At 33.1% G+C, this 12,787-nt stretch carries 12 protein-coding genes and 1 tRNA gene; all 13 read left to right on the forward strand.

Translation table 11 applies throughout. The features are described 5' to 3' along the window. Positions 1 to 54 precede the first annotated feature (54 nt). A complete protein-coding gene (gene alaS / locus RWZ86_RS07190) occupies positions 55 to 2,700 on the forward strand; it encodes an alanine--tRNA ligase (protein ID WP_314680915.1) in 2,646 nt (881 codons plus the stop codon). A 133-nt stretch (positions 2,701 to 2,833) separates the two neighbouring features. Further along, the gene (locus RWZ86_RS07195) at positions 2,834 to 3,100 is read left to right on the forward strand and encodes an IreB family regulatory phosphoprotein (protein WP_314680917.1); all 267 of its coding nucleotides are present in this window, start codon (positions 2,834 to 2,836) and stop codon (positions 3,098 to 3,100) included. After that, a complete protein-coding gene (ruvX, locus tag RWZ86_RS07200) occupies positions 3,100 to 3,522 on the forward strand; it encodes a Holliday junction resolvase RuvX (RefSeq protein WP_314680919.1) in 423 nt (140 codons plus the stop codon). Before RWZ86_RS07195 ends, ruvX begins: the two co-directional genes overlap by 1 nt. Positions 3,523 to 3,537: 15 nt before the next feature. After that, positions 3,538 to 3,834 carry a DUF1292 domain-containing protein gene (locus RWZ86_RS07205; RefSeq protein ID WP_006702829.1) on the forward strand — a complete coding sequence of 99 codons (297 nt, stop codon included), beginning with the start codon at positions 3,538 to 3,540 and terminating at the stop codon, positions 3,832 to 3,834. A gap of 294 nt (positions 3,835 to 4,128) precedes the next feature. Continuing rightward, positions 4,129 to 5,271 carry an endolytic transglycosylase MltG gene (gene mltG, locus RWZ86_RS07210; RefSeq protein ID WP_314680921.1) on the forward strand — a complete coding sequence of 381 codons (1,143 nt, stop codon included), beginning with the start codon at positions 4,129 to 4,131 and terminating at the stop codon, positions 5,269 to 5,271. Positions 5,272 to 5,274: 3 nt separating this feature from the next. After that, the gene (gene udk, locus RWZ86_RS07215; protein ID WP_314680923.1) at positions 5,275 to 5,904 is read left to right on the forward strand and encodes a uridine kinase; all 630 of its coding nucleotides are present in this window, start codon (positions 5,275 to 5,277) and stop codon (positions 5,902 to 5,904) included. Between the two features lie 100 nt (positions 5,905 to 6,004). After that, on the forward strand, positions 6,005 to 6,484 hold the full coding sequence (gene greA, locus RWZ86_RS07220; RefSeq protein ID WP_314076923.1) for a transcription elongation factor GreA: 480 nt from the start codon (positions 6,005 to 6,007) through the stop codon (positions 6,482 to 6,484). 169 nt (positions 6,485 to 6,653) lie between these two features. After that, entirely contained in the window at positions 6,654 to 7,952 is a 1,299-nt protein-coding gene (locus RWZ86_RS07225) for a serine hydrolase (protein WP_314680925.1), read from the forward strand. Between the two features lie 55 nt (positions 7,953 to 8,007). Next, positions 8,008 to 8,081, forward strand: a tRNA-Arg gene (locus tag RWZ86_RS07230). A gap of 120 nt (positions 8,082 to 8,201) precedes the next feature. Continuing rightward, the gene (locus RWZ86_RS07235) at positions 8,202 to 8,456 is read left to right on the forward strand and encodes a hypothetical protein (protein WP_314680929.1); all 255 of its coding nucleotides are present in this window, start codon (positions 8,202 to 8,204) and stop codon (positions 8,454 to 8,456) included. Positions 8,457 to 8,719: 263 nt separating this feature from the next. Next, entirely contained in the window at positions 8,720 to 10,465 is a 1,746-nt protein-coding gene (locus RWZ86_RS07240; protein WP_314680931.1) for a phosphotransferase, read from the forward strand. A 13-nt stretch (positions 10,466 to 10,478) separates the two neighbouring features. Beyond that, positions 10,479 to 11,213 carry a phosphocholine cytidylyltransferase family protein gene (locus tag RWZ86_RS07245; RefSeq protein WP_314680933.1) on the forward strand — a complete coding sequence of 245 codons (735 nt, stop codon included), beginning with the start codon at positions 10,479 to 10,481 and terminating at the stop codon, positions 11,211 to 11,213. Between the two features lies 1 nt (position 11,214). Beyond that, complete coding sequence (locus RWZ86_RS07250; RefSeq protein WP_314680936.1) at positions 11,215 to 12,732, forward strand: BCCT family transporter; 1,518 nt, start codon at positions 11,215 to 11,217, stop codon at positions 12,730 to 12,732. Positions 12,733 to 12,787 lie beyond the last annotated feature (55 nt).

Genomic DNA, 12,787 nt, shown 5'->3' on the forward strand with positions numbered 1-12,787 from the left:
CGCCCTTGCAGCAATGGGGCAGTTTTTTTATTTACAAAAAGAAGGAGAATGAAGATGAAAAAATTATCAAGTAGCGAAATTCGTCAAATGTACCTTGATTTCTTCCAAGAAAAAGGACATAAGGTGCATCCAAGTGCGAGCTTAATTCCTGTCAACGATCCAACATTATTATGGATTAACTCAGGGGTTGCCACTCTTAAGAAATACTTCGATGGAACTGAAACGCCAGAAGTTCCACGTATTACAAATGCTCAAAAGAGTATTCGTACAAACGATATCGAAAACGTAGGGCACACAGCTCGTCACCATACATTATTCGAAATGATGGGGAACTTCTCAATCGGCGATTACTTCAAAGAAGAAGTCATTCCATGGGCTTGGGAATTTTTAACAAGTGAAAAATGGTTAGCATTAGACCCAAATCGTTTATATGTAACTTATTATCCAAAAGATCCTGAAACAAAACAATTATGGATGGAAAAAGTGGGATTACCAGAAGACCATATTATTCCAGTAGAAGATAACTTCTGGGATATCGGTGCTGGACCATGTGGACCAGATACTGAGATTTTCTATGACCGTGGTGAAAAATATCAAACATTAGCTGAAGATGATCCTGAAAACTACCCAGGAGGAGAAAACGAACGTTACTTAGAAATTTGGAACTTAGTATTCTCTCAATTTAACCATATGCCAGATGGAACTTATCCTCCATTACCACATAAAAACGTCGATACGGGGATGGGATTAGAGCGTGTTGTTTCTGTTATTCAAGATACTCCAACAAACTTTGAAACAGATTTATTCATGCCAATTATTCAACAATTAGAACAACTAAGTGCTGGTAAAAAATATAATACTTCGAAAGATTTAGATGTTTCATTTAAAGTTATTGCTGACCATATTCGTGCCGTTAGCTTTGCGATTGGTGACGGAGCTTTACCTTCAAATGAAGGACGTGGATATATTATCCGTCGTTTAATCCGTCGTTCAGTAATGCATGGTCAACGTTTAGGCATTCAAGGTTCATTCTTAACAAAATTAGTGCCAACTGTTGCAAGCATTATGCATAGTTACTATCCAGAAGTAACTGAAAATATGGAGTTCATTCAAAAAGTTATTGCAAATGAAGAAAATCGTTTCCAAGAAACAATTCATGATGGACTTGCAATTTTAGAAACAGTATTTGCTGAAATGAAAGAGCAAAATCAAACTGTATTATCAGGTGAAAATGCCTTTAAACTATATGATACTTATGGATTCCCTTATGAATTAACATTAGAATATGCTAGTGATAATGGTTATGAAGTGGATGAAGAAGGATTCCAAGCTGAAATGAAAGCACAAAAGGAACGTGCTCGTGCAGCTCGTAATACAGAAACTTCTATGAATGTTCAATCAGCTGTTTTACGTGATATTACAGTGGAAAGTACATTTGTGGGATATAACCGTACAACTGAAAAAGGTTTATTAAGTGCGATTGTATTTAAAGATGAATTAGTAGAATCTGCTTTAGAAGACACAAGAGTACAAGTTGTCTTCAATCAAACTCCATTCTATGCTGAAATGGGTGGACAATTATCTGACCATGGTGTGATTAAAGATGAATCAGGTCAAGTAGTTGCAACTGTTGTTCAAGTGAAGAAAGCTCCAAATGGTCAACCTTTACACACAATTGATGTTGTTGCTCCAATGCAATTAAACTCAACTTATGTATTAGAAGTGGATCAACAAGAACGTGCTAAATTAATTAAAAACCACACTGCAACTCACTTATTACATCAAGCATTAAAAGAAGTATTAGGAACACATGCTAACCAAGCAGGTTCATTAGTAGCTCCAGGATACTTACGTTTTGACTTTAGCCACTTTGGTCAAGTAACAGCTGAAGAATTAGCTGAAATGGAACGTATTGTAAATGAAAAAATTTGGGCAGCTTTAGATGTAGTGACTGTGGAAACTACATTAGAAGAAGCGAAAAAATTAGGCGCAATGGCTTTATTCGGTGAAAAATATGGTAATAAAGTTCGTATGGTAAACATTGCAAACTGGTCTATCGAATTATGTGGTGGGGTTCACGTTTCAAATACTCAAGAAATTGGTCTATTCAAGATTATTTCTGAATCAGGTATTGGTGCCGGAGTTCGCCGTATTGAAGCTGTAACTAGTCAAGAAGCATTTGAGTTATTAGCAAAACATGAATTGTTATTAAAACAAATTGCTAGCGATGTTAAAGCTGTTCAATTAGATAGCACTCCAGAACGAGTTTCTCACTTACAACAAGAATTAAAAGAAGCTCAACATGAAATTTCAGCTCTAAAAGCTAAATTAATGAAATCTGAAGTAGCAGACTTATTCGAATCTGTCTCTACAGCAGGAAACTACTCATTCATTACAGTTCACTTACCAAACAAAGATATGAATGAATTACGTCAATTAGCAGATACTTGGAGACAAAAAGCAGCAAGTGATGTATTCGTCGTAGCAACGAATGAAGGCGAAAAAGCGAACTTATTAGCTGCAGTTTCAAAAGAAGCTAATGAAAAAGGAATTAAAGCAGGAGACATTATTAAAGCAATTGCTTCACATATCCAAGGTGGCGGTGGTGGCCGTTCAGATATGGCTCAAGCGGGTGGTAAAAATCCAGCAGGTATTCCAGCTGCATTAAAAGCGGTAGAAGAATTCTTAGCTCAAGCATAATGATTCAATTGAAATGGAGTAGAATGTGATCCATTCTACTTCATTTTTTAAGGAAAGTTTAATCTCTATCGAATTGATTGTAGTTTTTGCTAAAATTTAGTAGAATGAAGATACAAAGAAATGAGGTGTTAATATGAGTTCAATGGATGAAACAGTTCTATTTAACTTTCATGATAAAGATGAAAAAACAGTACAAGAGACACTAACAATTGTTTATGATGCATTAAACGAAAAAGGTTATAGTGCAGTCAATCAAATTGTTGGGTACTTATTATCTGGCGATCCAGCTTATATTCCTCGACATCGTGATGCTAGAAATCTAGTAAGACGTCACGAGCGTGATGAAATTATCGAAGAATTAATCCGCCATTATATTCGTTCGACAGGTAGAAATTGTTAATGAGAGTAATGGGATTAGATGTCGGCAGTAAAACGGTTGGGGTTGCGATTAGTGACCCATTAGGTTGGACTGCTCAAGGTGTTGAAACGATTGCGATTAATGAAGCTGCAAGTGAATTTGGCTTTAACCGTGTGGTGGAATTGGTTAAAGAATATGAAGTTGAGAAGATTGTTATCGGGATGCCGAAAAACATGAATAATACAGCTGGACCAAGAGCTGAAGCTTCACAAAAATATGGTAGAAGTTTAGAAAAACGTATAGAAATTCCAATCGTTTTTCACGATGAACGGTTAACAACAATGCAAGCAGAAAGAATGCTTGTTGAGGAAGCGAATGTTTCTCGTAAAAAGAGAAAAGAAGTGATTGATAAGTTAGCAGCCGTCATCATTTTACAAAATTATTTAGATTTAAATATTAAATAGAAAAGAGGAAACGTAATGACAGAACATACACATGAACATGATGGACATGAACATATTACAATTATTGATGAAGAAGGAAATGAAGTCTTACACGAGGTTTTATTTACTTTCGATTCAGAAGATTTTGGTAAATCATATGTTTTAGTATACCCAGCAGGAATTCCAGAGGGAGAAGAAGTTGAACTTCAAGCATTTTCTTATGTTGAAGCTGAAGATGGTACTGAAGGAGACTTACTTCCTATCGAAACTGATGAAGAATGGGATATGATTGAGGAAGTTTTAAATACTTTCTTAGATGAAGAAGAAGAATAATGATGTGAGAAGACGCCTGATAGATGCTATTTGGTGTCTTCTTCTTTTTAGGAGGCGAAATTGAACTTGCCTTACTGTAGCGAAGGACGCAAGCAGCCAGCTTTGCTGTCTCATTGCTAAATTTCGAGCCTAAGGTCTCGAAATTTCCTGAGCAAATCTCATGGCACAGTGTCAAGTTTATTTTGTCTCCATAGTATATCTTGATAGAATTTGTAACATAATTGTAGAACTCCTAGTCTTCAATTGTTATATGAATTCATGTATAATGACAACGAAGTTAAAAGGAGGAATTATATGTCACAAAAGGACCGTTTTAAAGCAGGTTTCATTTATGAAAATGATGAAATTAGAGCTATCCGAAAGAAAGAATCTAAAATCACAAGAAATATCGTACGATTATTCGCCATTATATTGGCAGTAATTGTGATTGGTGGAGGAGTATATGGATACTACTATGTTTCAAGTGCATTAAAGCCTGTTAATTCTCAACAAACTCAAACAGTAGAAGTAGAAATTCCAGCAGGATCATCCGTAAAACAAATTGCTAAAATTTTAGAAGATAATAAGCTTATACGTAATTCAAAAATTTTTAATTTCTATATTAAATTTAAAAATGTAGCCGGATTTAAAGCAGGATTTTATCAATTATCTCCATCGATGGATATTGATCAAATTTTAGGACAATTAGCAGATGGCGGTAAAGATAAATCTGCTAATGTTGCAAAAGTTGTCGTGCGTGAAGGGGAAACTTTGACAGGAATTGCAGAAGAAGTGGGAAAATCTACGAAATATTCTAAAGAAGACTTTATGAATAAAGTACAAGAACAAGCTTTCATTGATCAATTAGTACAAAAATTCCCACGTTTATTTAAAGATGCACAAAAAGCACAAAATGTTCGATATTTCTTAGAAGGATATTTATATCCTGCAACTTATGATGCAGACGAAAATAAAACTTTACAAATGATTATTGAAGAAATGGTTGCTAAAACAGATAGTATTTTATCAAAATATTATGCAAAAATTTCTCAAGGAGATTATAATGTTCATGAAATTTTAACGATGGCTTCTTTACTAGAAAAAGAAGGATATAAATTAGAAGACCGTCAAAATATTGCCAGTGTATTTTATAATCGTATTAAAAAGAATATGATGTTACAAACAGATATTTCTGTGCTTTATGCTCTAGGTGAACATAAAGAAGTCGTAACATTAAAAGATTTAGAAGTAAATTCTCCATATAATCTATATAAATACAGAGGGCTAGGACCTGGACCGTTTAACAGTCCAAGTGAAGAAGCAATTTTAGCAGCTATAGATCCAGCTCAAACAGATTACGAATACTTCGTAGCAGATATTCAAACAAAAGAAGTTTATTTTGCAAAAACATATGAAGAACACTTAGCATTAAAAGCTAAATACGTTGATAAGGAGTAATTTATGAAAAAGAAGCCGATTGTTATTGGAGTAACGGGTGGTTCAGGTAGTGGAAAAACTACTGTTAGTAGAAAAATTTTGGATCATTTTCCAGAATTAAGTATTGTAAAAATTGACCAAGATTTCTATTATAAAGACCAAAGTGATATGCCGTTTGAAGAACGTTTAAAAACAAACTATGACCATCCATTTGCGTTCGATACGGATTTATTAATTGAACATATGAATAAATTAATTAATTTCGAATCGATTGATGAACCGGTCTATGATTATGAAAATCATACAAGAAGTGATAAAACGATTCATCAAGAACCAAAAGATGTCATTTTGATTGAAGGAATCTTGATATTAGAAGATGAACGATTACGTGATTTAATGGATATTAAAGTGTATGTTGATACGGATGATGATATTCGAATTATTCGACGTATTAAACGTGATATGGTTGAACGTGGTAGAACATTGGATTCGATTATTCATCAATATATTACAGTTGTAAAACCAATGTATCATCAGTTTATCGAACCAACGAAAAAATTTGCGGATATTATTATCCCTGAAGGTGGCTCAAACGCTGTAGCAATCGACTTAATGACAACAAAAATTGCTTCCATTTTAAGTGATTTAGCATAAAATTCATAGAAATTTATAAATAATGCTTGCATTCTTCTTCATAAAATGGTATGTTTTTACCACTGTCAAAACAGTAAAATGGAAAAGAGGGAGAAGCCAAATGACTGAGAAATTATATCCAATGACACTTGAAGGTAAAGCTAAATTAGAAGCTGAATTGGAAGAATTAAAAGTAGTTAAACGTAAAGAAATCGTTGAGCGTATTAAAATTGCTCGTAGTTATGGTGACTTATCTGAAAATTCAGAGTACGAATCAGCTAAAGATGAACAAGCCTTTGTTGAAGGAAGAATTACAACTCTTGAAAAAATGATTCGTTTTGCTGAAATTATCGATGATAATAATGTCGAAAAAGATGTCGTTTCATTAGGACGTAAAATTACTTTTATTGAATTACCAAATGGTGAAGAAGAATCTTATACAATCGTAGGAAGTGCAGAAGCAAATCCTATCGAAGGAAAAATTTCAAATGATTCTCCAATTGCAAAAGGAATTCTTGGTAAGAAATTAAATGACGAAGTTGTTATCCAAACTCCTGGTGGAGATATGAAAGTAAGAATTACAAAAATTGAATCTGTATAAGAAATCATTTGCGAACTGTAAGAGAAGACATTTCTCTTGCAGTTTTTTTGTGTTGTTAAATATGCTATAATCATTTTGAGATTACACGAACAAAGGTGGAGAAGAATTGAGAAAATTAGCGAAAGCTTTGATAACTGTTTCGTTACTATTTATAGGGTGTTCCACGAACATGATTGGGGCAGAAACAGTAGATGTTGTTGAATTAACAAAAAATGCAGGTTATGACGTTAATCCAGCTGACATTCCGAAAGCTTCTATTGTTGTAGATGCCTACACAGGAAGAATTTTGTGGCAAGATCATATTGATGAAGTGCGTGATCCAGCCAGTATTAGTAAAGTGATGACAGTATATTTAGTGATGGAAGCTATTGCTAAAGGAGAATTATCCATTCAACAAAAAATTACTGCGACAAAAGAAGACCAAGCCATTTCAAATATATATGCGATTAGTAATAATAAAATTGTGGAAGGTGTCGAGTATCCGATTGAAGAATTGTTGAAAATGACACTGGTTCCGTCCTCAAACGTAGCAACACTAATGTTAGCAAATGCAATTACAACTGATTCTGCAAAATTTATTGAAAAAATGAATGCTAAAGCAAAAGAATTAGGGATGAATCGTACACATTTTAATAATGCTTCTGGAGCGGTAGCTGAATTGTTCCAAGGGTATTATCAACCAGAAGGGTATGATGCATCGAAACCGAATCAAACAACAGCTCGAGATTTAGCGATTTTAGCAATGGAGTTAATGAATCGATATCCACAAGTTTTACAATATACGAATTCTCCTGTTGTGAAAACAATGGAAGGCACACCTTATGAAGAGAAATTCGATACGTATAATTATTCACTTCCAGGTGCTAAATATGGAATCGAAGGTGTCAATGGTTTAAAAACAGGCTCGAGTGGCTATGGAGCTTTTAACTACGTTGCGACTTATGAAAAAGATAAGATGAAACTAGTAGAAGTTGTTCTTGGTGTAGGAGATTGGTCGAATCAAGATGGAGAATTTATTCGACATACATTTGGAAATGCGATTTTAAACTATGTATTAGAACATTTTTCATATCAAACAATATTACCAGCAGGTGAACATGATTTTGATGGACATAAAATAACAACGAATCAATCTCTTGAGATGATTATGGAAAAAGGGAAAACTCCTGAATGGCAAGTCGCTAATAAAAAGGTGAGTGTAACGTTAAAAGGAGATTTCTTAAAAGAAAATCAAAAAAATCCGGGTGTAGAAGTCGTTGCAGAAAGTGGCTTTGCTGATTTACCTAAGGAACCTGAAAAAAGACAGCAAACGCTTCAAGTGTATATTATTCAAAATGCGTTTGCTTTTGCAGTAATTATTGGGGGTTCTATTTTATTTTTATTCGTTTTATGGGGAGAATATCGAGCGAAAAATCGTAGAATGAGAAAAAGAAAAAAGAAAAACACTAAACGGAAAATTTCTGATTAAAATCTGAAATTAAGGCTAGACATTGCGTGTGTTTTGTGACAAAATACACTCGAGGGGTGCTATAGCTCAGTAGGATAGAGCAAACGTTTCCTAAACGTTAGGTCGGGGGTTCAAATCCCTTTAGCACCGTAATGATGATTATTTAATACAAAATGGGGATTTAGAAAGAAATAGTTTGATCAAGAAACAACAGGGAATTGAAGGGTAAATGATTCTTCATTCACAATTAATTTGGTATGGGTGATAGCTATGTACGCGATGAATCGTCAGTTAAAATCATTGAATTTATTAATAGAAATTATTGAAAAAGGTCATAGTATTGAATTTGAATTTAATGGAAATCATTATCGTTTTTCATCCGTTAATGATGAATATGTATTAATTAATTACACGACTAAAAATGAATTACACTTCAACTCAATTGACGAAGTAATGGAAGTAGAATCTAATGGACTGAATTTCCAAAAGATTTGGAAAAAGTTAAAAATTCTGTCTATACGATAGTCATCAGTTTAGTCTAATTTAAAACTATACTATTATTGTGTTGGGTATTAGTAATACAGTATTAATTAGAATAATCATCATTTTGTTAGCCGGATTCTTCAAATGGGTAGTGGGGATGAAGCTGATTAAATTAAGTGGATTGATAACTTTGTGTTATCGTCCACTTTTTTTATTTTAAAATTTCTTATACATTTTAGTATTGCTATTTAAGGAAGTAGGGTGTAAACTATCTTTAGTTCACAAAAACAGAAAGTGGTGATTACATGAACGTTCAAGGATTAGATATTCTGAACGCAATTCGAAAGAATCCTAAGCTGAATCAGAGAGAAATCGCAAATCAATCAGGGTATTCATTAGGATTTGTTAATCGTGTAGTAAAAGAATTACAAGAAGAAAAGTGGCTATCTCCAAGTGGGGAATTAAGTGAAAAAGCAAAAACATTTATAACAGCAAATCAACCAAAGAAAGCAGTTATTTTAGCGGCGGGATTTGGAATGAGAATGGTTCCGATTAATACGGAAATTCCAAAAGGATTATTGGAAGTAAGAGGAGAAGTCTTAATCGAAAGAATGATTCGTCATCTGCATGAAGTGGGTATTACAGATATTCAAGTAGTCGTTGGCTTTATGAAAGAAAGATATGAATATTTAATTGATGAATTTAATGTTCAATTAGTCGTCAATTCTGAATACCAAATTAAAAATAATTTACATTCATTAAGTAAGGTAAAATCTTCGTTGGATAAAACTTACATCGTACCATGCGACATTTGGGCAGAAGAAAATCCATTTAGTGATTTTGAACCCTATTCATGGTATATGGTTAGCGATGAAACATCTGTTGAAAGTACCGTACGTGTGAATCGTAAAAGAGAATTAGTCATGGTAGATGAAGATGAAGAAGGCAATCAAATGATTGGTCTTTGTTATGTAATGGGACAAGAAGCAAAAGCTGTTCAAGAGAAATTACAAGAATTTTCAAAGAAACCTTCGTATGATCATGAATTTTGGGAATGTACATTACAAGATAAAAATAAATGGATGATTCCTTCTAAAGTGGTCGATTCAAAACAATACATTGAGATTAATACGTATGAACAACTGCGAGAAATAGATGGAAATTCTGCGAACTTGCAAACAGATGCTATTTCAATTATTCAAGAGTGTTTCAATGTTGAAGTCGATGAAATTAAAAATATTACCGTTTTGAAAAAGGGAATGACGAACCGTTCGTTCTTATTTGAATGTCAAAATAAAAAATATATTATGCGTATTCCGGGTGAAGGAACGGATCATTTAATTAATCGAAAAGAAGAAGCTGACGTTTATCAAGCATTAGAAAATCGTCAAATTTGTGATGATGTTTTATACATGAATCCAGAAAATGGCTATAAAATTACAGCTTATTTAGAAGATGCTACAAACTGTGATGCAGAAAACTGGGCTGAAGTAGAAGCTTGTATGACGAAACTAAGAGAATTCCACGAATTAAACTTAACAGTAGACCATCGTTTTGATATTTTTGGTCAAATTGATTTCTATGAAAGTTTATGGAATGGTGAAAAATCTTATTTTAAAGATTATGAAAAAACAAAAGCAGCTATTTTTGAATTGAAAAAATGGATTGATACATTAGATAAAACAGAAACGCTTGTGCATATTGATGCCGTTCCAGATAATTTCTTATTTACAAATAATGGTATTCGAATTATTGACTGGGAATATGCGGGAATGCAAGATCCTCATGTTGATATTGCAATGTTTTGTATTTATTCCTTATATTCAAAAGAAAAAGTGGATCATTTAATCGATTTATACTTCAAAGGAGAAGTTTCTCCAATGATTCGTACGAAAATTTATGCGTATATTGCAAGTGCAGGATTATTATGGAGTAATTGGTGCGAATATAAGAGAAGTTTAGGAATTGATTTTGGGGAATATTCATTATGTCAGTACCGTTATGCAAAAGAATATTCTAAATTAGTATTATCGACATTAGAGGAAGTGTGAAAAGAGGAGAATTATGGCAAATACAATTAAAAGAGCGATTTTAATGGCTGCAGGTCAAGGAACAAGAATGAGACCTATTACAAATCATACTCCTAAACCTCTTGTAAAAGTAAATGGAGTTCGTATGATTGATACAGTTATTCAGGCACTACATAAAAATGGTATTAAAGAAATTTATGTAGTTGTTGGATATTTAAAAGAGCAGTTCTATCCATTAGAGCAAGAATATCCAGGATTAACAATTATAGAGAATCCTTATTATGATACTTGTAATAATATTTCTTCTCTATATGTAGCAAGAGAATATTTAGAAGATGTCGTAATTTTAGATAGTGATCAATTGATTTATAATCCAGAGATTCTTCATACAGACTTTACTCGTTCAGGGTATAACTGTGTATGGTCACAAGGACATACAGATGAGTGGTTAATGACTGTCGATGAACAGGAAAAAATTATTCATTGTTCACGTACTGGTGGAGAAAATGGATGGCAATTATATAGTATTTCTCGTTGGAATAGAGAAGATGGACAACGTTTAGCACATCACTTGGAACAAGAATTTGATGAGAAACAAAATCGTCAAATTTATTGGGATGATGTTGCAATGTTTTGTTATCCAGATGAATATGAATTAGGAATTTATCCAATGGAAAAAACAGATATTGTTGAAATTGACAATTTAGAAGAATTATTAGAGTTAGATCCAAGTTATCAAAGTATCTTGGATGAAGGTGAGGAAGTTTAATATGCAAAAAAGATTACATCAAGAAATTGACTGGGTATCTACTATAGTACCTTTATTAGGAGTTTTATTACTAGGGGTTCTATTTTTAGTCATTCCAGAACAATCATCATTAATTTTAAGTGGGATTCGTACTTGGCTAGGAGATCAATTTAGTATTTATTATGCACTTTTAGGTGTGGGAATTTTTAGTTGTAGTATGTATGTTGCCTTTTCAAAATATGGGTCTATTGTTTTAGGAAAAGGGGAAAAGCCTGAATATACGTCTTTCCAATGGGGAGTGATGATTTTTACTTCTACCATGGCGGCAGATATATTATTCTATTCTTTATGTGAATGGGCGTTATATGCCAATGAAGATTATGTCGCTCAATTAGGAGGCATTCAAAGATGGGCTCCTACATTCCCATTATTCCACTGGGGACCAATTGCTTGGGGATTTTATATTATGTTAGCTGCGGCATTTGGTTTTATGTTACATGTACGTAAAGTTGAAAAACAAAAATTCTCTGAAGCTTGTCGTCCTATTTTAAAAGATAAAGTAGATGGATGGATGGGGAAAGTTATTGACTTAATTGCCATTTTTGCCTTAATTGCGGGAACTGCAACAACTTTCTCATTAGCAACTCCTTTATTATCAGCAGCAATGGGGCATGTTTTTGGATTTGAAAACTCAACTGGTGCAACGATTGTTATTTTATTAGTTATTGCTTTAGTTTATACGTCAACAGTGCTATTAGGAATGGAAGCTGTCTCTAAATTAGCAACTTATTGTTCATATTTATTCTTTGCTTTATTAGCTTATTTCTTATTTGCAGGTGGAGAAACAGTTTATATTTTAGAAACTGGATTTAGTTCAATTGGGAATTTAGCTCAAAACTTTATTGGATTATCAACTTGGTTAGATCCATTGCGTGAAACATCTTTTCCACAAAAATGGACAATTTACTATTGGGCTTATTGGATGGTTTGGTGTGTAGCAACTCCTTTCTTTATTGGTAGTATTAGTAAAGGACGTACGATTAAACAAACTATTTTAGGTGCTTATTCTTGGGGGATTGCAGGAACATTTACTTCATTTATCATTTTAGGGAACTATGGTTTAGCACAACAATTAAAACATGGTTTAGATATTTCAAGTGGATTATTAGTGGATAATCCAGATTATGCTGGTATCATTTTAAAAATTTTTGATACTATGCCTTTAAGTCAATTAGGGTTAATTTTATTAGCTGTGACAATGGTTGCTTTTTATGCGACAACATTTGATGCGTTAACTTTAGTGATTTCTGCTTATTCTTATAAGACATTAGAAGATACGCATGATTCTGATAAACGTGTTCGTATGTTCTGGGCAGTAGTGTTTATTATTTTACCGATTGCATTAATTTTCTCAGAAAATTCAATGTATAATTTACAATCTGTTGCGATTATTGCAGCATTCCCAATTGGTTTAATTATTATTCTAATTGTGGCAAGTTTCTTAAAAGACTTGAAAGCTTACGAGAAAGAAGTACATTAAAATAAAAAGAGACTGGGCAAAAAGTCTCAAAAATAGAAGAAAGCACTATAAAATT

The organism is uncultured Granulicatella sp., from assembly GCF_963545075.1.
Lineage (GTDB): Bacteria > Bacillota > Bacilli > Lactobacillales > Aerococcaceae > Granulicatella.